17 protein-coding genes are annotated in these 21,649 nt (G+C 64.5%); 14 read left to right on the top strand and 3 right to left on the bottom strand.

Annotation, left to right across the window (positions count from 1 at the left end; genetic code table 11):
* The first annotated feature begins 14 nt into the window (after window positions 1-14).
* From Q0105_RS05075 to Q0105_RS05010, 14 genes are all read left to right on the top strand, one after another.
* Window positions 15-2,984 (top strand): formate dehydrogenase subunit alpha, encoded by a 2,970-nt coding sequence (locus tag Q0105_RS05075; protein WP_298209386.1) that lies wholly within the window; start codon window positions 15-17, stop codon window positions 2,982-2,984.
* A 22-nt stretch (window positions 2,985-3,006) separates the two neighbouring features.
* The gene (gene fdh3B / locus Q0105_RS05070) at window positions 3,007-3,624 is read left to right on the top strand and encodes a formate dehydrogenase FDH3 subunit beta (RefSeq protein WP_094291273.1); all 618 of its coding nucleotides are present in this window, start codon (window positions 3,007-3,009) and stop codon (window positions 3,622-3,624) included.
* Complete coding sequence (locus Q0105_RS05065) at window positions 3,624-3,869, top strand: hypothetical protein (RefSeq protein WP_298209426.1); 246 nt, start codon at window positions 3,624-3,626, stop codon at window positions 3,867-3,869. Before fdh3B ends, Q0105_RS05065 begins: the two co-directional genes overlap by 1 nt.
* Before the next feature lie 8 nt (window positions 3,870-3,877).
* Window positions 3,878-5,089 carry a formate dehydrogenase subunit gamma gene (locus tag Q0105_RS05060; protein ID WP_298209383.1) on the top strand — a complete coding sequence of 404 codons (1,212 nt, stop codon included), beginning with the start codon at window positions 3,878-3,880 and terminating at the stop codon, window positions 5,087-5,089.
* 16 nt (window positions 5,090-5,105) lie between these two features.
* Entirely contained in the window at window positions 5,106-5,474 is a 369-nt protein-coding gene (locus Q0105_RS05055; RefSeq protein WP_298209381.1) for a hypothetical protein, read from the top strand.
* A gap of 185 nt (window positions 5,475-5,659) precedes the next feature.
* Window positions 5,660-6,580 carry a formate dehydrogenase accessory sulfurtransferase FdhD gene (locus Q0105_RS05050; protein WP_298209379.1) on the top strand — a complete coding sequence of 307 codons (921 nt, stop codon included), beginning with the start codon at window positions 5,660-5,662 and terminating at the stop codon, window positions 6,578-6,580.
* A 204-nt stretch (window positions 6,581-6,784) separates the two neighbouring features.
* Complete coding sequence (locus tag Q0105_RS05045; protein WP_298209377.1) at window positions 6,785-8,725, top strand: hypothetical protein; 1,941 nt, start codon at window positions 6,785-6,787, stop codon at window positions 8,723-8,725.
* Window positions 8,722-10,476 carry a hypothetical protein gene (locus Q0105_RS05040; RefSeq protein WP_298209375.1) on the top strand — a complete coding sequence of 585 codons (1,755 nt, stop codon included), beginning with the start codon at window positions 8,722-8,724 and terminating at the stop codon, window positions 10,474-10,476. The genes Q0105_RS05045 and Q0105_RS05040 overlap by 4 nt, the downstream gene beginning before the upstream one ends.
* Before the next feature lie 63 nt (window positions 10,477-10,539).
* Window positions 10,540-11,070, top strand: coding sequence for a hypothetical protein (locus tag Q0105_RS05035; RefSeq protein ID WP_298209373.1), 531 nt, complete (start codon window positions 10,540-10,542; stop codon window positions 11,068-11,070).
* Window positions 11,071-11,401: 331 nt separating this feature from the next.
* Window positions 11,402-13,066 carry a C13 family peptidase gene (locus Q0105_RS05030; protein ID WP_298209371.1) on the top strand — a complete coding sequence of 555 codons (1,665 nt, stop codon included), beginning with the start codon at window positions 11,402-11,404 and terminating at the stop codon, window positions 13,064-13,066.
* A gap of 87 nt (window positions 13,067-13,153) precedes the next feature.
* Window positions 13,154-15,673, top strand: a complete 2,520-nt coding sequence (locus tag Q0105_RS05025; protein WP_298209369.1) for an FtsX-like permease family protein — start codon at window positions 13,154-13,156, stop codon at window positions 15,671-15,673.
* A 78-nt stretch (window positions 15,674-15,751) separates the two neighbouring features.
* Window positions 15,752-16,177: a group II truncated hemoglobin gene (locus tag Q0105_RS05020; protein ID WP_298209367.1), complete on the top strand. Its 426-nt coding sequence runs from the start codon at window positions 15,752-15,754 to the stop codon at window positions 16,175-16,177.
* A 91-nt stretch (window positions 16,178-16,268) separates the two neighbouring features.
* Window positions 16,269-16,862, top strand: a complete 594-nt coding sequence (locus Q0105_RS05015) for a hypothetical protein (protein WP_298209365.1) — start codon at window positions 16,269-16,271, stop codon at window positions 16,860-16,862.
* Between the two features lie 208 nt (window positions 16,863-17,070).
* Window positions 17,071-19,032: an EAL domain-containing protein gene (locus Q0105_RS05010; RefSeq protein ID WP_298209363.1), complete on the top strand. Its 1,962-nt coding sequence runs from the start codon at window positions 17,071-17,073 to the stop codon at window positions 19,030-19,032.
* A 58-nt stretch (window positions 19,033-19,090) separates the two neighbouring features.
* On the opposite strand, the gene Q0105_RS05005 is transcribed toward Q0105_RS05010, so the two are convergent.
* From Q0105_RS05005 to radC, 3 genes are read right to left on the bottom strand one after another with little or no spacing between them, the layout of a single operon-like run.
* A complete protein-coding gene (locus Q0105_RS05005; RefSeq protein ID WP_298209361.1) occupies window positions 19,091-19,753 on the bottom strand; it encodes a Smr/MutS family protein in 663 nt (220 codons plus the stop codon).
* Between the two features lie 20 nt (window positions 19,754-19,773).
* The gene (locus tag Q0105_RS05000; RefSeq protein ID WP_298209359.1) at window positions 19,774-20,934 is read right to left on the bottom strand and encodes an esterase-like activity of phytase family protein; all 1,161 of its coding nucleotides are present in this window, start codon (window positions 20,932-20,934) and stop codon (window positions 19,774-19,776) included.
* A complete protein-coding gene (gene radC, locus Q0105_RS04995) occupies window positions 20,931-21,644 on the bottom strand; it encodes a DNA repair protein RadC (protein WP_298209357.1) in 714 nt (237 codons plus the stop codon). The genes Q0105_RS05000 and radC overlap by 4 nt, the downstream gene beginning before the upstream one ends.
* Window positions 21,645-21,649: the final 5 nt, after the last annotated feature.

Raw genomic sequence — 21,649 nt, 5'->3', positions numbered from 1 at the left:
CAGCGGGGCGTTCCATGTTGCTCACCAAAAAGTCCTCCCACGCTGCGCAGGCCGTTTCGGCGTCTGCCTCTCCTTTTGTCCACAGCCTGCGCCGTGGCCTGTCGCAGGCCCTGCCCACCATGGACCGGCGCTCCTTCCTGCGCCGCTCTGGCCTGGGTGTGGGCGTCGGCATTGCTGCGTCGCAACTGACGCTGGTCAAAAAATCCAACGCCGCTGAAGGCGCCAAGGTCGGTATCGGCGACAGCAAGATCGAAGTGCGCCGCACCATCTGCAGCCACTGTTCGGTGGGCTGCGCGGTCGATGCTGTGGTCGAAAACGGCGTGTGGGTGCGCCAGGAGCCTGTGTTCGATTCGCCCATCAACCTGGGCGCCCACTGCGCCAAGGGCGCTGCGCTGCGCGAGCACGGCCATGGCGAATACCGCCTGCGCTACCCCATGAAGCTCGTCAACGGCAAGTACGAGCGCATCAGCTGGGACACGGCGCTGAACGAGATCACCGCCAAGATGCAGGAGCTGCGCAAGGCCAGCGGCCCTGACAGCGTGTACTTTGTTGGCTCGTCCAAGCACAACAACGAGCAGGCTTATCTGCTGCGCAAGTTCGTGAGCTTCTGGGGCACCAACAACTGCGACCACCAGGCGCGCATCTGCCACTCCACCACCGTGGCCGGTGTGGCCAACACATGGGGCTACGGCGCCATGACCAATTCGTACAACGACATGCAAAACAGCAAGGTCGCCCTGTACATTGGCTCCAACGCCGCCGAGGCCCACCCGGTGAGCATGCTGCACATGCTGCATGCCAAGGAAACCGGTTGCAAGATGATTGTGGTGGACCCGCGTTTCACCCGCACGGCCGCCAAGGCCGACGAGTACGTGCGCATCCGCTCGGGCACCGACATCCCATTCCTCTTCGGCCTGCTGTACCACATCTTCAAGAACGGCTGGGAAGACAAGAAGTACATCCACGACCGTGTCTATGGCATGGAAAAGGTGCGCGAGGACGTGCTGGCCAAGTGGACACCCGACAAGGTGGAAGAGGCCTGCGGCGTCAAGGAAGCGCAAATGCTCAAGGTCGCCAAGATGCTGCATGACAACAGCCCTGGCACCATCGTGTGGTGCATGGGCCAGACCCAGCACACCATCGGCAATGCCATGGTGCGCGCATCGTGCATCTTGCAATTGGCGCTGGGCAATGTGGGCAAGAGCGGCGGCGGCACCAACATCTTCCGTGGGCACGACAACGTGCAAGGCGCCACCGACGTGGGCCCCAACCCTGATTCGCTGCCCGGCTACTACGGCCTGGCCGAAGGTTCGTGGAAACACTTCGCCGCTGCGTGGGGTGTGGATTTTGAGTGGATCAAAAAGCAGTACGCAACGCCCGCGATGATGTCCAAGAACGGCATCACCGTTTCGCGCTGGATTGATGGTGTGCTGGAGAACAACGAGCTCATCGACCAGGACTCCAACCTGCGCGGCGTGTTCTTCTGGGGCCATGCGCCCAACTCGCAAACCCGTGGCCTGGAAATGAAGCGCGCCATGGACAAGCTGGACTTGCTGGTGGTGGTGGACCCTTACCCATCCGCCACCGCCGCCATGGCCGCCATGCCGGGCAAAGCCGAAGACTTGAACCCCAACCGCGCTGTGTACCTGCTGCCTGCGGCCACGCAGTTCGAGACCAGCGGGTCGTGTACGGCGTCCAATCGCTCCATTCAGTGGCGCGAAAAAGTGATCGAGCCGCTGTGGGAAAGCCGCTCGGACCACATGATCATGCACCAGTTCGCCGAGAAGCTCGGCTTTGCTGCCGAGCTGTCCAAGAACTACAAGATGCAGAAGGTCAAGGGCATGGACGAGCCCATGGTCGAGGACATTCTGCGCGAAATCAACAAGTCGGTTTGGACCATTGGCTACACCGGCCAAAGCCCTGAGCGTCTGAAGGCGCACATGAAGAACATGAACGTGTTCGACGTGAAAACCTTGAAGGCCAAGGGCGGTAAAGACAAGGAAACGGGCTACGACTTCACGGGCGACTACTTCGGCCTGCCATGGCCATGTTTTGGCACACCCGAGCTCAAGCACCCTGGTTCTTCCAACCTGTACGACACATCCAAGCACGTGATGGACGGCGGTGGCAACTTCCGCGCCAACTTCGGTGTGGAGAAAGATGGCGTCAACCTGCTGGCCGAAGATGGCTCGCACTCGCTGGGCGCTGAAATCACCACCGGCTATCCCGAGTTCGACCACGTGCTGCTTAAAAAGCTGGGCTGGTGGGACGACCTCAGCGACGCCGAGAAGGCCAAGGCCGAAGGCAAGAACTGGAAGACCGATTCCTCGGGGGGCATCATTCGCGTGGCCATGAAGCACGGCTGCCACCCCTTCGGCAATGCCAAGGCGCGGGCCGTGGTCTGGAACTTCCCCGATGCCATCCCGCAGCACCGTGAGCCTTTGTACGGCACCAAGCCTGAGCTGGTCGCCAAGTACCCCACGCACGACGACAAGAAGGCCTTCTGGCGCCTGCCCACGCTCTATAAGAGCGTGCAGGAGAAGAACGTGGCCGACAAGGCCTACGAGAAATTCCCGCTCATCCTGAGCTCGGGTCGCCTGGTCGAGTACGAGGGCGGCGGCGAAGAGACGCGGTCCAACCCCTGGCTGGCCGAACTGCAACAGGAGTCGTTCGTCGAGATCAACCCCAAGACGGCCACCGATCGTGGCATTCGCAACGGCGAGCGCGTGTGGCTGAGCTCGCCCACGGGTGCGCGCATCAATGTGCAGGCGCTGGTCACCGAGCGCGTGGCCCCCGATACCGTGTGGATGCCCTTCCACTTCTCGGGCCGCTGGCAGGGTGCGGATTTGCTCGCCTACTACCCCAAGGGCGCAGCGCCCGTGGTGCGTGGCGAGGCCGTCAACACCGCAACGACGTATGGCTACGACAGCGTGACCATGATGCAAGAAACCAAGACCACGATCTGCAACGTGGAACGCGCTTGATCGCGGAGCGAGGAGACACGACATGGCACGAATGAAATTTATCTGTGACGCAGAGCGCTGCATCGAATGCAACGGCTGCGTGACCGCCTGCAAAAACGAACACGAGGTGCCCTGGGGCGTGAACCGCCGCCGCGTGGTCACACTCAACGACGGTGTGCCTGGTGAAAAATCCATCTCGGTGGCCTGCATGCATTGCAGCGACGCACCTTGCATGGCCGTCTGCCCCGTCAACTGCTTTTACCGCACCGAAGAGGGTGTGGTGCTGCACGACAAGGACGTGTGCATCGGCTGCGGCTACTGCAGCTATGCCTGCCCGTTTGGCGCGCCGCAGTTCCCGTCGCAAGGCACGTTTGGCGTGCGCGGCAAAATGGACAAATGCACTTTCTGCGCCGGTGGCCCCGAGGCCCACGGCAGCCAGGCCGAGTTTGAAAAATACGGCCGCAACCGCCTGGCCGAAGGCAAGCTGCCAGCCTGCGCCGAAATGTGCTCCACCAAGGCCTTGCTGGCTGGCGATGGCGACGTGGTGGCGGACATCTTCCGCAACCGCGTGGTGCAACGTGGCAAGGGTGCCGAGGTGTGGGGCTGGGGCACGGCCTATGGTTCACAACAGGCAGGACAGCCTGCAGGAGGCAAGTCATGATGATCCAGCGTCTTGTTCCTACGGCCTTTATCGCCGCCGTTGCCCTGGTGGCGCTGACTGCCTGTGGTGAAAAGCCCCAGACGGGCGCAGGCATCCGTGGCGATGCACCGCTTTATGCGGGAACAGGCAGCAACTTCATGCAGCCCGGCTGGAAGCCCGGAGACAAAGCCAGCTGGGAGGCGGAACTGAAGGCACGCCAGCTGTACAGCCAGAACGAATACACCCGCACCCCCGCAGCGAAGTGAGGCCCGCCATGAAACACATCATGTGGTCCCTGGCGTTGCTGGCCGGCCTGGCCGGTGGGCCAGCAGGCGCCCAGGCTCCGGCGGCTGTGGATGCGGCCGCCGCACCCGCACCTGCAGCGGCCGGTGGCATCCAGAGCCAGAACATCTTCGAGGTCAAGCCAGACGCCGACGCCAATCCCCAATACGCCGAGCAAACCAACGGTGAACGCATGAAGGTGCAGCCCGGCAACAACGCACCCATGTGGCGCCAGGTGGGGCAGGGCGTGACGGGTTACAGCAGCCTGCCCAAAAGCGAAGCACCCGAGGCGGGCAACCTGATCCAGCCTTTTGTGCAGTATCCCGGCTCACGCGTGACCAATGCGGGCGAGGCCTGGCGCCAAGTGCGCAATCAGTGGATCATTCCTTACGGCGCTGCCCTGTTTGCCATTGTCCTGCTGGCGCTTGGCATCTTCTACTTCGTCAAAGGGCCGCTGGGGCATGCTCACCCTGAAGGGGCACCCGCCCGCCGCATCGAGCGCTTCACACCGTTCGAGCGCGCTGCGCACTGGGCCAACGCCTTTGCCTTTATTGCCTTGGCCATCTCGGGCATCGTGATGGCTTTTGGCAAATTTTTCCTGTTGCCGTTGCTGGGCAGCACCTTGTTTGGTTGGTTGACCTACGCGCTCAAGAACGTGCACAACTTCATGGGCCCGTTGTTTGCCGTGTCGTTGTTGGTGATCATCCTCACCTTCGTCAAGGACAACATCGCCAACCGGGCCGACTTTGTATGGCTGGCCAAAGGCGGCGGCATGTTCGGCGGCGGCCACCAGCAGGTGCCCTCGCACCGCTTCAACGCAGGCGAAAAAGGCCTGTTCTGGTGGGGCATCACCATTCCCGGCATCTTTGTGGTGGCTACGGGCCTGGTGCTCGACAAGCTCATCCCCGGTTTTGGCGACGTGCGCAGCGACATGCAGATCGCCCACATGATCCACGCCACCCTGGCCATCTGGATGATGGCGCTGATCTGCGGCCACATCTACATGGGCACGGTGGGCATGCATGGTGCCTACAAAGCCATGAAGACAGGCTATGTGAGCGAGGCCTGGGCCAAGGAGCACCACGAACTTTGGCTCGACGATGTGCAAGCCGGAAAAATCCCCCGCCAGCGCAGCGCCAGCGAGCCAGCGGCCGATGCTTCTGCTGCAGCCAAACCATCTGCGGGCCAGCCCGCGCAGGTATGAGATGAGGACACGCACCATGACGATGATGAAGCCACTTTTCTCTCGCCCCTCCGTGCTGGCGCTGTGCGCGGTCAGCCTGTGCACCTGGGCCACGCTCGCATCGGCCAAGCTGCCCGCACCTTCGCCTGAGGCCGCAGCCAAGGCCGCAGAAGCTGCCGCCAAGGCCGCCTGGGCGGGCAAGGTGGGCGGCTACCAACTGTGCCTTTCCCAAGACCGCGTAGCAGCCTACTACCGCAAAACCACCCCAGCGGCCAAGCCTGCTGCGGCAGGGCTTGCCGCTTGCGCGGACCCAGGGCCTTTTGCCTACACCCCACCTGCGGCCCAGCCCGCGCCACCGCCCGCAGCAGCAACAACAACGACACCGGCAGCAGCGCCCAAGTCCTGAGCGTTTTGTACCTGTTGGTCTGAAGGCCGCGCACGGTGTACTGTGCGCGGCTTTTTCATTGTGGGTGTGCACTAGCGGGCCTGTGTGGGCACCTGACCTCTACGGGCGGACCTTTCGTCGATGTCCCCTCACGACCTCATGCCTGCTCTCACTCCCCATGGAGCGGGAGTGCGTATATTTGCACCATGATCCAAGCTTCGCCTTCTGCTCCAACCGTTGTTGCTACGCCCGTGCTGCCACGCCTCACCCAAGCCCAGGCGCCCCTCACCCACCACGTGAACGTCATCAACGAACGGGGTGAAAGCGAGCAGTTGCAGATCCCCGCCGAGCGGCCCCTCACCATCTATGTGGACAAGCGCGAGCTGGTCACCCTCATGACGCTGGGCGCGCAGCCCGAGCTTCTGGTGCTGGGCTACCTGCGCAACCAGCGCCTGGTCGAGTCGGTGTTCGACATCGAATCCATCACCGTGGACTGGGAGGTCCACGCCGCCGCCGTGCGCACGCGCCACGGCATCGCCCGCATCGAAGAGCGCACCGCCAGCAAGGTGGTTACCACCGGCTGTGGCCAAGGCAGCGTGTTCGGCGGCCTCATGGACGAGGTGGACCGCATCGCATTGCCCGAGGCGCAGCTGACGCAGGCCCAGCTCTATGGCATCGTCAACGCCATCCGCCTCAAGGAGACCACCTACAAATCCGCAGGTTCGGTGCACGGCTGCGCCCTGTTCCAAGGCGAAGAACTGCGGACCTTTGTGGAAGACGTGGGCCGCCACAACGCCATCGACACCATCGCCGGGTGGATGTGGATGAATCCCGACAGCGATGCCGCACCCATGTCCGGTGCCGACAAGGTGTTCTACACCACAGGCCGCCTCACCAGCGAGATGGTGATCAAGTCCGCCCAGATGGGTGTGCCCATTGTGGTCTCGCGCAGCGGCATGACACAGATGGGCCACGCGGTGGCCCAGCAACTGGGCCTGTGCGCCATCGGGCGGGCCACCAACCGCCGGTTTGTGTGCTACAGCGGTGCGCAGCGGCTGGTGCTGCAGCCGGAGCTGGCGCAGCAGGCAGTGGTGCCTGTGGTCGGGGCGGGTGGTGGGGGTGATTGAGGGAGAAGGAGCTTTCGACCCATTGCAGTTATCGGCCCTAGATTGAGTGTGCGCGCTGACGGCTCTGTAGCGGACTCCTGCCCTTCGGCCCAGCTCAAACGATGAGCGATGTTTCAGAAACTGGTTTGGCTCGCGGAAAATTCACTCCTTGCGCGTTGCGGTAACCTAACGAGCTTCCATCACCACTACCTTGCGACCCGTCCCATGCTCACAACGCAACAGCCCGTGACCGTAGGACAACTCGCGCGCCAACTGCAGGCAGCCGATCGCGGCGGGCTCGAAATCGAGCTCCCCGCCGATGTGCAGTTCGATCCCCCCTTCACTCCCGGTGCGTCGGTCGATGGCGGCAAGTTGCGTTTCGCTCGCCTTGAGGACCGGAACTCGGCAGCGGCGTTGGATGTCTTGGCCGAGTTGGGTGATCCTCCCTTCGACGAGCAGGTAGTGTGGGCCGCAGCCTATGACCTGTGGCGCCGCGAGATTGGCAACACCGACATGGCTAGCGGAAGGTTCCTGGCGGCTGTCCACCCATGGGTCAGCGTCCTGCGCTTAGCGACGCCCCTCATCACGTGCCCGGCCGACGTCTTCGACGCCCTGCATCTCGTTGAGGCCACCCTGCCCTACCTTGAAGCGGTCGAACTGCCCGATGTGGTGGCGGTTTGCGATGCAGAGCAGCCGCACACGGTGAACGACCTCGCCGGCGGGGCCTTCTATCACGCGCTGTCGAGTTGGTTCGGCCGTAAGCCAGCTACTGCACGCGACATGGTCGAGCTACTGCTGGCACAGCCGTGCAAAACGCGTGGCAACCTGCTGGGCGCGGCCTGGATGGCATGGTTCGCATCGGACCCGCAGGCATCGGTCTCACGCCTGGTAGACGTAGACATACGCTCCGACTTGACCGAACTTCACGAGGTCACCTGCTGGATCGCCGGCCGTATGCTTACGGAGCCAAGCCTGTCGGCCGAGCTGGCACCGGCGCTGGAAGCATGCGTCCTGCTCCGGATAACCAACGAGGATGTCGTTCAGCGCCAGGCCGGACTGCGCGCTGCCAGCGCAGTCCTCCACCTGCGGCGCACCTTTGATGAAGCCTTGCGTGCACGCATCGCCGCAGGCGACCAAGATGCGGTCGGGTGCGTTGCGCAGTCCTTGTCACGCAACGACGGAGACTTGCTACAGGCAGGCATCTTCTTCGATTGGCTTCCGCTGTGTGTCGGGCTAGGCCATGGGTTCGACCGTGTAATAGACGAGCTGGACTACAGTCTCTCTCGGCTATTGCACACCGAGTCGGCACACGCCGAACCAGTACTTGAGTTCCTCGAAGCCTGGGTCCGCGCCCATCTCGGCTCGACAGTAGGCAAGCGTGAGTTCGCGGATCGCTTCGATGCGTGCACGCAGGCTCTGCGCTCCCATCCCCCGTTGCTAGCCCGCGTGTTCACCCGCTGGATGTTCGCCGAAGGCCAAGCTACTGCGAATGCGGCGGCGGGCATGGTCGCAGATGTGCGCTCCGATGGCCATACGGCGATCAAGTTTGATCGAGCGTTGCTCGACACTGCCACGGAGGCCGACCTGTTGTATGTGGTCAGGCGGATGCTTGGCTTCCTGATTGAGCCCAAGCAGATGATCACGTTAGCTCTGTCCTTGCTGGAATTGCGCAACGCAAAGGAGCGCGTATTGCCCTTTCTTCGTTGGGTTCTCTACGAAGAAATCGGCTATGACTACCCAGGAACAACGAGCGATGCACTAAAACAACGGGCCGCACATGAGACGGACAATGACGTGAGAGAACTGCTGGGCAGCATTGCAGCGCAGTTGGAGGCTGACATGTCGGCGCTGGAGACGCTCCCGCGCCTGCGCGAACTCAAAGTTCCGATGGCCCTGCGCCGAGATCTCGCTAAAGCCCGAGCGAAGGAGATGCAGAGTTCAATTCACGAGGCGCAGAAGCGATCAGTCTTTGCGCAAATCGTCACGCAGGTGCACATCAAGGCTGGTGAGACCAGCTTTCAGCACCATGGCGAATCGTGGACCGAGCCCATGCACTTTGCATCTCACTCTGTGTCGTTCGAGATGCCTCGGCGCGAGGTGCTCGATCCCGTTGGCAATGCCTATCGAAGACTGCAATTGCGCACAGCCAAGCGGGAGCTCACATGAATGCCAGTAACCCAATGCGTCTGGCGCTCTCGCACTACCTACGTACGCTGCGAGAGCGCGACGAGTTCGACCGGCTGCTGCCAGAACTGTTAACACAGATGGGGTACGTACCACTGGTCAAGCCCAAGGCCGGGGTGCGCCAATTCGGCGTCGATTTCCCGGCGGCAGGCCGATCTCTGACGGATGGCGTCAACGAGCTGCTGCTGTTCGTCATAAAGCAGGGCGACATCGGCCGGCGCACTTGGAGCGGGGATCCCAATGCTGTGCGTGAGAGCATGGAGGAGATCATCGATGTCTGGCTCGCCAGCCATGTGCCGCCCGAGTACAAAGACCACCGCAAAGTGATCGTGGTTGCAACCACAGGTGACCTTGGGCAGGAAGTGCAGCCCAACTGGGTGGGCTTTGCCACGCGCCATCCCCAGCTCAACTTCGAGTTTTGGGGTGCGGACGAGGTATCCGACTTGGTCGAGGCGCACCTGCTGAACGAACACCTCTTTGACGGCCAAGACCGTGCCGACCTGCGCAAGGCACTTGTGATGGGCGCCGACAGCGACTACCGTTTTGAGCATCTCTGCGGACTCATGCTTCGCCAACTGGGCATCGCGCCCGACGGCCAGTTGGATGGGAAAGGCGCTCAGCAAACCATCCCGGCACTCCTCAAATCGCTGCGCCGGGTCCACCTGGCTGCATTGGTGTGCTCACACTGGGCCGATGGCGAGAACGAGCGCCGCCAGGCGCTCTGGGTGATGGAGCGCACGCTGCTGTGGTGCTTCCATCGTGTCGTCCTGCAATCATTACAAGAGCGGCAGGACGTCCGTGAGGTAGTGGGAGATATCTGGCGCTCCTACCTGCAAGCGGCCAGCCGCTACTACGACGCTGTGGCTGCACACATCCGCGTAAAGGACGGCCTGTCGGGGTACACGCGGGAAGGCGCTGAGTATTCGGTGCTGCTACTCGAACAGGTTGGCCTCCTCGCTTCAATCGGGCTCTCGGCTGCCTTGATTGAGCCGGGCCAGAATGACGCGTGGCGGGCGCGCTCCAGTGAATTCGCGACTGCGCTTGCCGCCATGCTGCGCAACCACCAAGCGGCAGCCTCCCCGAGACTGGACGGACAAGTGATCGACATCTGTCTGGCGCTGGTGCTGTTCATCCAAACGGGGCAGCACGACCTAGCCCGTTGGTGGACTGCCGAGATCACGGGGCGCCTGAATTTCGTGTTCAGGATCGGCCGTATGTTCCCGGTGGGTTCCGACTCCCTCGACGATTTGGTCGAGCTTGAGGTGCGTGGCAACGACGAGTTCAAAGGCCTTATGCGCCGCCACTCGTGGCTACTGGCCACCATGGGGTCCTGGTGTGCGATGCAGGGCCAGGACAACGTATACCAGGGTCTCGCAGAGAGCCATGCCAAAGAATATCCCGATGTAGGCAGTCAGCTCTGGCATCCAACTGCCGATTGGGCATCAAACTGGTATTTTGGGCCAGCACACCAGGGAAGCGGTAGCACTGAAGCTCCTTACGCCTTGCCAGCATCTGCGCAAACTTTGCGCGACCGCATCGCGCAATTCAACGCAACTGGCCGCCTTAGATGGGAGGAAAACTCGCCAGCCCTGGCAATGGGCTTGTGGCCGATAGACTTCATCGCTTGTCGGCATTTCAGAACACCCCTGCCAGCATCGATGTGGTACTACCTAGACAGCCAACCGCCGCAGGGCGGAGAAGAGGTCATAGGGCCTCCCACGCTGTCTCTCTGAGATCCCGTGCGTTTAAGCACACCGGGCCGTACCTGCCAGGAGCAGCCACTCGATAATGGCTGCATGCAGCGCATTAAAAAAATCGACGGCGAACTCACGAAACTTTTTCGCGGCTTTGAGCAAACAGCGCAAGGCCTTGAGTTCGAGCTGTTGGGAGACCTCCTCCAAGTTGACTTGAAGTCCATCCAGTTTTCCGGGCTGTACTTCTTCGAAGTGTGGTCTATCCCCTATGGCGCCGCAATGCTTGATGACTGGCTCTCTTGCTTCACGGCGACGTGGGATCAAGAGGAATTCAAGAAGTCATCCGTGCCCTCGTGTCAGAAGGGTCGTATGGCGAAACACACGGCCGTTCATGAGTGGATGCCCCTGTACTTAGGCAAATCTGAAAAGCTCGGAAAGCGCGTCTGGGAGCACATCCATCTGGCAGCAGATAAGCGCACATTCGCCTTGAAGCTGAAAGCGCGCAATCTTCTAGAGGGCAATCGATATCGCCTGTCCGTGCTACGCCTGGACTTGGCGAACTATCCCGTGCTCGCGCCCAAGATCGAAGCAGCGCTCCGTCGAAAGCATTTGCCGCTTGTCGGACGGCAGTAGGAATTCATAGACTCTTGGTGGAGCTCTTGCCGGCCAAAAAAGCACGACTGCATTGGGTCGGCACGAGCCTGTCACTGCACGCAGAAGCGGTCTTCCGTGCAGGTACTCGGCTGACCACGCAATCGAGAGGCTTGTTCCGAGGGCGAAGTGGCTGTTTAAAACCGGCGACGTTCAACGGCTGGTGCTGGCGGATGCTGCCGTTCAGGCATTGGACCGTGAATGACTCAGATCAGCCTGAACCAGCCCTCCCAACCCCCCGTTCCGACCAGCAGCTATTCAGTCACCAGTTACCGCCCCCACAACCGTCATCCCCCAATGGCATGATGCGCGCATGAAAGACCTGAACGCCAGCAGTAGCAGCACCTGGGCCGACACCTTGCCCAGCCAGTGGGGGCCAGAACTTGCTCAGACTGAGATCGAAGTCCCGCTGAATCAGTCTCCGCAAGACCCGCCACCGCAACCGCTGGCCCGGCCCATGGCGGCTTCCGGGCGCCTTTCGCTGTGGGGCTGGATGCGTGAGGGCCTGCGCGCTTCGCTGTTTCTGCCGCCCCGCACGGCGGCGGCCGCGCCCACGCCGTGGCAGTTGTTGGTGCTGTCGTTGGTCAGCGGCGCCTTGCTGGTGGCGGCGGCGCGTCTGAATGTGGTGGGGCCTGCGCAGTTCAATCTGCGCGGCTGGCTTGCGCCGATGTGGAGCGGCCTGGTGCTGCTGTGGCTGGCCTGGTGGGCCATGGCGCCTGCACAGCGTGCGTCTGCTGCACCAGCAGTCTCGTCGGCGGCAGGTGTGCCCGCGCCCACGGGTGGGTTGGCCGCCTGGTATGCGCTGACGGCCTGGGCGCCGTTGGTGCCTACGCTGGGGCTGTATGCCACTTCGGTCACGGCCCTGCACTGGCCTGATTGGTGGAGTGGCCCAGTGGCGTCCATTGTTTTCTGGGTGATCTATGGTGTGCTGCTGGCGTGGGTGCTGGCCGCCTTGGTGGTGGTGAGCGCACGCTTCATTCGCTCGCGTGTGCGCACGGCGGCTTTTGCGGTGGCCATGACGGCGGTGATCGGGGTGGGGATGTGGCAGTTTCAGGACCAGCCCTGGGAGTTGGACGTGGAGGCCATGGCGGCGGCCTCTGCCGCATCCGGCGACGAGGCAGAAGCACACGAGCCTGTGCCGCTGGTGCTGACGCAGGCCGTGTTTGAGGGCCAGCAGGCGTTGTGGCTGCGGCAAATGGATGCGCTGGCGCCCGAGCGCCCTGGTGTGGTGGATGTCTATGGGCTGGTGTTTGCCCCGTATGCCGACGAAAACGTGTTCCGCCGCGAGAGCACCATGGTCAGCACCTTGCTGCAAGAGCGTTTTGATGCCCAGGGCCGGGTGTTGCACCTGCTCAACCATGCCGAAACCGCCCAAACCCATGCCTGGGCGACGCCCGAGAACCTGCGGCGGGCCGTGGCCGTGCTGGCTGCGCGCATGGACCGTGAGCACGATGTGCTGGTGGTCTATATGACCTCCCACGGGGCAAAGGACCATGCGCTGGCCGCTTCGCACTGGCCGCTGCAGGTGGAGCCCGCCACGCCCGAGATGCTGCGCGCGGTGCTGGACGAGGCGGGCATCCACAATCGGGTGATTGCCGTCTCGGCCTGCTTTTCGGGCGGCTGGATCGAGCCGCTGGCCACCGACAGCACCCTCATCATGACGGCGGCCGACGCCACGCACACCTCGTATGGCTGTGGCCGGATGTCGGAGCTGACCTTTTTTGGCCGCGCCGTGTTCAATGAGCAACTGCGCCAGACGCATTCGTTCACCGAGGCGTTTGCCAAGGCCGTGCCGCTGATTGCCCAGCGCGAGGTGGAGGCGGGCAAGGCCGATGGTTTCTCTAATCCGCAGATACGCGTGGGGGCGCAGATAGCGCCGGTCCTCCAGGCGCTGGAGCAACGCCTGGGAGCCATCGGCGTGGAGGCCGGTGCGCAGGCGCCTGCTGCTGTGGCCGCCCCTGGGGGCGATGCCCAGTAGTAGCCCAGTGGGCCCAGCGCCCTTGAACCCCGCCCCAAACACCCCACGGCCAGCCAGCCCGTTCGCTTTGCGCTAAGGTTCCATGCCATGAATCTGTCATTTTTGCGCCTTGGCTGGCGTACCCTGGCCCGGGACCTGCGCGCGGGCGAGCTGCGCTTGCTGATCGTGGCTGTCACGCTGGCGGTGGCGGCGCTCACCTCGGTGGGCTTTTTTGCCGACCGCCTGCAGGGCGGACTGCAGCGCGATGCCTTGCAACTGCTGGGTGGCGATGCGGTGGTGGCCAGCGACAACCCGACCCCGGCGCCGTTTGTGGACCGCGCCAAGGCGCTGGGGCTGCAGTCGGTGACCACGCTGGGTTTCCCCACCATGGGCCGCGCCAGCGACGCGCAGGGCGGTGCCAGCAAACTGGTGGCGCTCAAGAGCGTGCAGCCGGGCTACCCGCTGCGTGGCAGCCTCACGGTGGCCGATGCCCCCGGCGCGCTGGAGCAGCCTACGCGCGACATCCCCGCGCCGGGTGAGGTGTGGGTGGATGCCCCCCTGCTTGAATCGCTGAACCTCGCCATGGGCGACAAACTGCTGCTGGGCGATGCGCAACTGCGCATCGCGCGCATCATCGTCATCGAGCCCGACCGGGGTGCGGGCTTCATGAACTTTGCGCCGCGCGTGATGGTCAATGAGAGCGACCTGCCCGCCACGGGCCTGGTGCAGCCCGCCAGCCGCCTCACCCACCGCTTCGCCGTGATCGGCCCCGCGCCCGCCGTCAAGGCGTTCAGCGAGTGGGCGGCGGTCGAGGCCAAGAAACCCGAGGTGCACGGCGTGCGGGTGGAGTCGCTCGACAGCGGCCGCCCCGAGATGCGCCAGACGCTGGACCGTGCGCAAAAATTCCTGAGCCTGGTGGCCCTGCTGGCCGCGCTGCTGTCGGCCGTGGCCGTGGCGCTGGCCGCGCGCGGCTTTGCGGCCGAGCACCTCGATGCCTCGGCCATGCTGCGCGTGCTGGGCCAGAGCCAGCGCACCATTGCGGGTGCCTACACCACCGAATTCGCGCTGGTGGGGCTGTTTGCCAGCGCGCTGGGCGTGCTGCTCGGCTACGCGGTGCACCACGCCTTTGTGCTGCTGCTGGCGGGCCTGGTCGAGTCGGCCCTGCCGCCGCCCAGCCTGTGGCCCGTGGCGTTTGGTGTGGGCATGGGGCTTACGCTGTTGTTCGCCTTTGGCCTGCCGCCCGTGCTGCAACTGGCCCAGGTGCCGCCGCTGCGCGTGATCCGGCGTGACGTGGGCGGGCTCAAGCCCGCCTCGCTGGCTGTGTTGGGCGTGGGCATTGCGGGGTTTGCCGCGCTGCTGCTGACGGTGAGCAGCGACATCAAGCTGGGCCTGATCGCCGTGGGTGGCTTTGCCGGGGCGGTGGCATTGTTTGCGGGGCTGTCGTGGGTGGCCGTCAAGCTGCTCAGAAAGAGCGTGAATGAAAGTACCGCGCCGCGCTGGCTGGTGCTGGCCACGCGGCAGATCTCGGCGCGCCCGGCCTATGCCGTGGTGCAGGTCAGCAGCCTGGCCGTGGGGCTGCTGGCCCTGGTGCTGCTGGTGCTGCTGCGCACCGACCTGGTGGACAGTTGGCGCAAGGCCACCCCGCCCGATGCGCCCAACCGCTTCGTCATCAACGTGATGCCCGACCAGTCCGAGGCCTTCCAGCAAACGCTCAAGGACGGCGGCGTGGCCCGCTACGACTGGTATCCCATGATCCGTGGTCGCCTGGTGGCTGTGAACGGCCAGCCCGTGGGCCCCGACAGCTACGCCGACGACCGCGCCAAGCGCCTGGTGGACCGCGAGTTCAACCTTTCCAACGCGGTGGAGGCCCCGGCCCACAACCAGGTCGTGGCCGGGGCGTGGACGCCGGGCGAAGAGGGCGCCATCAGCGTCGAGGAGGGCATTGCCCAGACGCTGGGCCTGCAGATGGGCGACCGCCTGACGTTCGACATGGGGGGCATGCAGAACGAAGCGCGTGTCACCAGCCTGCGCAAGGTGGACTGGGGCTCCATGCGCGCCAACTTCTTTGTGATGTACCCGGTGGCCGAGGTGAAGAACGCACCGGTCACTTACCTGGCGGCCTACCGCGCGCCTGAGGCGCATGGCTTTGACAACGCCCTGGTGCGCCAGTTTCCCAACATCACCAACGTGGACATGGGCGCCACCATTGCCCAGGTGCAGCGGGTTTTGGAGCAGGTGATCCGTGCGGTGGAATTTCTGTTCGCGTTCACGCTCGCCGCCGGGCTGGTGGTGCTGTTTGCCGCCGTCACCGCCACGCGCGAGGAGCGCGCCCGCGAGTACGCCATCATGCGCGCCGTGGGCGCCCGCGCCAGCCTGCTGCGCCAGGTGCAGCGGGCCGAACTGGTGGGCGTGGGCCTGCTGGCAGGTTTTCTGGCCAGCGCGGTGGCGGTGGGCGTGGGCTGGGCGCTGGCGCGCTACGTGTTCGACTTCACCTGGACAGCCGCGCCCTGGGTGCCCCTGGCAGGCGCCGTGGCCGGTGCGGTGCTGGCGCTGGCGGCTGGCTGGTGGGGCCTGCGCGAGGTGCTGCTGCGCCCTGTGGTGGATACGCTGCGCCGCGCCGCAGAGTAAGTACGCCCCGTACCATCAATTGATATGAATTTGATAGCTGCTAGCGCTTGATATATAAGCGCTAGAGCCTGTTTTTATATGAATTCTGACGTAGACACAAACACCGGCGAAACAACCGCCGCCCCAGCCGCTGCCACGCCCTTCGACTGGATCGGCGGCGAAGAGCGCGTGCTCGCCCTCACCGAGCGGTTTTACGACCTCATGGACCTGGAGCCCGCCTATGCCGAGCTGCGCGCGGCCCATGGCAGCGACCTGGGCCAGGCGCGGCAGAAGCTGTTCTGGTTCCTCTGCGGCTGGTTGGGCGGGCCGGACCACTACCAAAGCCGCTTTGGCCACCCGCGCCTGCGCATGCGGCACATGCCGTTCTCTATCGGCGTCAAGGAGCGCGACCAGTGGGTGGCCTGCATGGACCAGGCCATGGGCGAGACGGGCGTGCCCGCCGAGCTGCGCACCCGCTTGAAGGAGAGCTTCATGGGCACGGCCGACTGGATGCGCAACCGGTAGACAGCAACCGGTTGCAAGCAGGGAGGTAGCGCTTCGTCAGACTTGGTGCTACCGTGGGCACCCTCTCGATCTGACGAAAGGTGCCCCAGCCATGAAAGCCCCCCTGATTTTCTGCACGGGCCTTCTGGCCTGCATGCTGTCGCAGGCCCAGCCCCAGCCCGCGTCACCCGCAGGTGGTGACACCTGGAGCAACGTGCCCAGCGCCTCGGACGACCGCTTCACCAACCCCAAGAGCAAGCTCTACGCCGGCCCCAACGGTTGGCACAACTTTGGCGAGGTGCGCGCCGAGGTTGCGGGCGCGGCGGGCAAGCGCTACGCCATGAAGACAGGGCTGAATTACCTGGAGACCCCCAAGTCCTTCGTGTTCGCCAGCAACTCGCAACTGCAGTTGACCGAGATGGATTTCGGCACCAACAAGCCCGCCCCCGGCGTGTATGAGGTGGGGGCCAAGCCCAATGCCGCCCAGAAGACGGCGGCGGTGTCGTTCATGGACTCGTCCGGCGGCAAGCTGCTGGGCTGGAAAAGCGCCGACAAGGCCGGCACCGTGACCGTGTCGCAGGTCAACGGCTACCTGTACTTCAAGGCCCGCGGCCTGCGCCTGGTGCCCGAGGGGCTGCACAACACCGGCGACCTCAAGCAGCCCATGGTGCTGGGTGTGGAGGGCGCGGTAGCACCTGAGCGATGAGTTGCTATATTTTGTATAGCATGTTGCGCTTGATGGATAAGCGATAGCGCCTGTTTTGTCTGATGGTTGGTGCTGACGCACATACCGGCGAAGAGCGCATGGGCGCCTTGACCGGGCGTTTTCGCGACCTCGTGGGCCTGGAGCCCGCCCATGCCGAGATCGCAAACACGTTCTGAGGGTTTCAGCCTTGCAACGAAAGGGTGGGTGAATGCTCTACCACGAGTCTCAGCGGCTTGGCCGCGCGACCATCGTTGGGTTTCTGGCCCTGACGCTCATCATCCTTTTCCAGCTGGGTTTCAGTGGCTGGACCTTGCACCGCATGCACAGCGAAATGAGCGTGACGCTGGTCAATCTTTCGGACATCCAGATCGAGTCGCTGGAGCTCAAGTCCACGGTGGGCGAGCTGCGCCGGTTTGAAAAAGACATTCTGCTGGCCGGGCGAGAGGACGCGCAAGGCTTGGCGACCGCAGAAAAGCGCTGGGCTGAAAGCCTGGAGCGAGCGCTTGCTCTGGTCGAGAAAATCCGCCTGGAGGGCAAGGCGCACGGAGACAGCGTTGCGATAGACGCCGCCGCCCTGGAGCGCGCCCTGACCGCCTACGGCCAAGGCGTGCAAGCGCTGGTGCCGGAGCTCAAGGCAAACGGCGATTTGACGGCGCAACAGGCCAACGCCAGGTTGTTGCCAGCTAAGCAAAGTGCTTACGCCCTTTCCGAAGAACTCGATCGCATCGTTGAAAAAGCCGAGGAACAGGAGCAGGAGGCGATCGCCCGCCTGGTGCACCAGCGCCGGTGGCTGATGGGGGCTTTGGGGGCCATCGGTGTGATCAGCCTGCTCATCAGCCTTGCGCTTGGGCTCAGCGTCACCCGCTCCAGCCTGCGCATCAGCCGCAGCCTGGAGCATCAGTCCCTGCACGACACGCTGACCGGCCTGCTCAACCGGCGCGGCTTGACCGCAAGCATGAATGCCTACCTTGCGCTGGGTGGTGCGCTGGCCTACGTTGACCTTGACCGCTTCAAACTGGTCAACGACCTGTGCGGCCATACGGCGGGTGACGATCTGCTCGTCGAACTCACCCAGAAAATCAGCACCGCCTGCCAGCAGCGAAATGCCCAGGTGGCGCGCCTTGGCGGCGACGAGTTCGCCATCTGGATGGGCGGGGAGACGACGCTGGAAACCATCCGTCCGCTGGCGCAAGAAATCGTGCAACTCATCGAAGCGCACCATTTCGTCTGGTTGGGGCAACCGATGCTTTTGGGGGCTTCGATCGGACTGGCCATGGCCCAACCCGGCGACCTGCACCGTGAAGCCATCGCCCGCGCCGACGCGGCCTGCCGCCTGGCCAAACAACCTGGGGGCGCCAAAGTGCTGGTCTATGAAGAGGCCGATCCGTTTTTGGTCAAAGCGCGCCAGGAGGAGCAATGGGCCGTGCGGCTGCCGCAGTTCATCCGCGACAACCGTTTTCTGCTCTACGGCCAGCGCGTGTTTTCGCTGCAGCCGCACCGCCCGGCTCAGCGTGGGCATATCGAGGTGCTGCTGCGCGGCCTGGATGACCAGGGGCACATCGTCAGCCCCATGACCTTCATCACCGCGGCCGAGCGTTTCAACCTGATGCCGAAAATCGATCGCTGGGTGATCGAGACGCTGCTCGCCAGCCCGCTGCATCCCGATTGTGATTACGCGGTCAACCTGTCTGGGCAGACCCTGATGGACAAAGACTATTTGCCCCACCTGGAGGCGCTGCTGCGCGCTTCGGGCCGTGCCCGGCAAATCAGCTTCGAGATCACAGAATCGGCAGCCATGAGCAGCATCGAAACGGCCAGGGATTACATCCGCAGGCTCAAGGTGCTGGGCTGCCGCTTCGCGCTGGACGACTTTGGCAGCGGGTTCTCTTCGTTTGCCTACCTGCGCGATCTGCAGGTGGACTACCTGAAGATCGACGGCAGCCTAGTGCGGATCCTTGGGCGGGACGCTGCCGATGCTGCGCTCGTCGAGGCGATCGTGCGGATGTCCCAGGCGCTTGGCCTTCAAACCATTGCGGAGTTTGTTGAGACGGACGCCATTGCCGCCCAGCTCACCAAAATGGGTGTGGACTACGGCCAGGGCTATGGCCTGCACCTGCCCGAGCCGTTGGCCGGGATAGGACCTGGCATGCCGCTGGCAGGGCGCGCGTAGTGGCGCGCGCAATGGTGTGATTTGCCCGCACGCATGTCTGCTGCGGCGGCAGCGGCAATCACCTTCTTGCGCCCCCGCTGGGCTGCAGCAGCACCACCAGCGCCCCCGCGCCGCCGTCCATGGGCCGGGCCTGCACAAAGGCCAGCACCTCGCTCTTTTGCACCAGCCAGCGCTGCACGCGGCTTTTGAGCACGGGGCTCTTGCCGGGCGAGCCCAGCCCTTTGCCGTGCACCACGCGCACGCAGCGCAGCCCTGTCTTGTGGGCGTGGCGGATAAAGTCGCCCAGCGCCTCGCGGGCCTCGTCCACGCGCAGGCCGTGCAGGTCGAGCTGGCGCTGAATGCTCCAGTGGCCGGAGCGCAGGCGGCGCGTGATCTCCACGCCGATGCCGGGGCGTCGAAAGCTCAACTGGTCGTCGGTGTCGAGCAGGGTGCTCACGTCGAAATCGTCGCTGATGGATTCCTGCAGCACACGTTCCTCATCCAGCCAATGCTGCAGGGGCAGCGGCTCGGGCGGTTCGGGGCTGTGCCAGTGCCGGTCGTGGTACTGGCCCTTGAGCGCCTGCACGGTGCCCACGGCGTCACGAAACAGGTTGCGCTCGGCTTGGTTGCGCCGCTGGGCCTCGCGCAGCAGGTGCTGGCGTTCGGCCTCGCGCTGCGCGGCCTGCGCCAACGCCTGGCGCAGCGGTTTCAGGTCTTGCAGCGATTTGGCTTTCACGATCATGGCGGCTACTACGACTACTGCTACTGCAGATACTCCACGGCGATGAATTGCGTGACCTGGGCAGGGTTGAAGTTGTCGTCGCTCACAAAAACCAGCACACGCGACCCGCTGGGCAGCGGCGGCCCCCAGGCCATGGCCTCGATGTTGTCGATGTGTTTCAGGCCCAGGTGGGCAAAGTCGGCCACCAGGGTCTTGGGGGCAGGGGTGTGGTTGCCGGGCGCCAGCGCGGCCAGGCCCAGGGTGTCGCTGACACCGGCCAGTGGAATGCGATACAGCCGGACCGAATTGCCCACGCCCAGCGTGTAGGAGCGCTCCAGCACCAGCAGGTGGTTGGGGCCGTCTGCCAGGATCTCGCTCACACCGTTGGTGGTGTAGCCGCCGGGCAGGGGGCTTTTGTGCGGCACGGCGTCGGGCTGGTAGGCGATCTGGCGCAGCACCCGGCCGTTGTCCGCATCGATGGCGGTGATGCGCACCGGCGCGCCGCCGTTGGCGGGCGTGGCGCGTGGGCCATCCTGCAGCCAGGGGCCTTCCATGGCGACCCAGGCGGTGCGGCCGTCGGGCATGAGGGCCAGGCCCTCCAGTGTGGCGTTGTCGCGCGGGCCGGTGCCTGCTGCCCTGCGGGGCTGGAACGCCTCGGGCAACGCATGGTCGCGCTGCAGCGCGCCATCGGCTGCACGTGTCGTGCGCAGTGCGGGGCCAAAGCCGCGCGCAAAGTCGCCCTCGCTGGTCCACAGAAAGGCCTGGCCGCCGGGCAGCCAGCGCACGGCCTCGGGGTCGGGTACATCCAGGCCATCGAGCGCGCGGCGCCTGGGCGGGTAGGGCTGGCCGCTGGGGCTGAGCAGGGAGGTGACACCCGTGAATCGCGGCGTGTCGAGCGTTTGGGCGGTGTAGTGGATGCGTGCGGTGTAAAAGCGCGCGTGGTCTACGTTGGATCGGTCGTCGCTCAGCAGGATGTAGCGGTCCTGCGCTGCGTCGTAGTCGATGCCGGAGAGGCCGCCCACGGTGGTGCCGTCAAAGTTCCAGCCCTTCTCCAGCGTGGCCTCGCCGATGAGGCGCAGGCAGGGGCAGGCCTGGGTGGGCAGCGGCAGGGGTGGCTGGGGCTCTGGTGCGGGCGCTACGCATGCCTGCAGCAGTGCAACGACAGCCAGCAGGGCCGCTGCAGCGAGGCGGGAGGCTTTCATATCAGGCCCTTCTCCGCCATCGACAGTGCCTGGCCCGGCGCCACGATGACGTGGTCGAGCACACGCACATCCACCAGCGCCAGCGTGCTTTTCAGGGTCTGGGTCAGGGCCTCGTCGGCGCGGCTGGGCTGCACGTTGCCGCTGGGGTGGTTGTGGGCCAGCACCACGGCGGCGGCTTGGTGGTGCAGGGCGCGCAGCACCACCTCGCGCGGGTACACGCTGGTCTGGGTGAGCGTGCCGCGAAACAGCTCCTCCAGCGCCAGCAGCCGGTTTTGTGCGTCGAGGAACAACACGGCAAACACCTCGTGCCCTTTGGCGGCCAGGTGCAACTGCAGGTAGTGCCTGACGGCGTTGGGCGAGTCGAACACCTCGCGCTCGCGCAGTTGCTGAGCCAGGGCGCGGCGCGCGAGCTCGAGCACGGCCACCAGCTCGGCGCGTTTGGCGGGGCCCAGGCCTTTGATGCGCTCAAGGTCGGCTGCGCTCGTGTGCAGCAGCCCGGCAATGCCGCCAAAGCCGCCGGAGACGGCGCCCGTGGCGGGGTCGATGCCGGGCGGGTCGAGCAGCTCTTGCGCCATCTGCAGCACGCCTTTGCCCACGATGCCTGTCCGCAGCAGGATGGCCAGCAGCTCGGCATCGGCGAGGGCGGCGGGGCCGCGCGCCAGCAGTTTTTCGCGGGGCTGGGCGTCGGAGGGCAGGTCTTTGAGGGGCATGGAGC

The organism is Acidovorax sp. (genome assembly GCF_027492855.1).
In the GTDB taxonomy this organism is placed as follows: Bacteria; Pseudomonadota; Gammaproteobacteria; order Burkholderiales; family Burkholderiaceae_C; genus Acidovorax.
The sequence above is the reverse complement of the archived record's forward strand: the minus strand, read 5'-3'. Positions and strand labels throughout refer to the sequence as shown.